Raw genomic sequence first — 248 nt, 5'->3', positions numbered from 1 at the left:
GAGGAGATCAGGGCGGCCAGCGACGAATAGCGGAACAGGAAGGCCGACAGCAGCCATACGGCCCCCGCCATCAGGCCCAGCGGCCAGGCGGCGGCCAGCAGCAGGCCGTAGAAGGTGGCGACGCCCTTGCCGCCCTTGAAGCCCAGCCAGACGGGAAAGAGATGGCCCAGGAAGGCCGCGCCGCCCGCGATGGCGCCGGCCAATTCGCTGTCGAACAGATGCCGTGCGATCAGAAGGGCGGCGGCCCC

1 protein-coding gene is annotated in these 248 nt (G+C 70.6%); it reads right to left on the bottom strand.

What is annotated here, in order from left to right; translation table 11 throughout:
- A partial coding sequence (locus CVH10_RS23095) for a glycerol-3-phosphate acyltransferase (protein WP_181244722.1) occupies positions 1–248 on the bottom strand: 248 nt, incomplete at both ends.

The sequence above is a fragment of the Halomonas sp. ND22Bw genome (assembly GCF_003011945.1).
Classification (GTDB): domain Bacteria; phylum Pseudomonadota; class Gammaproteobacteria; order Pseudomonadales; family Halomonadaceae; genus Halomonas; species Halomonas halophila.
Note: the sequence above shows the minus strand (reverse complement) of the source record. Positions and strands in the feature narration are given on the sequence as shown.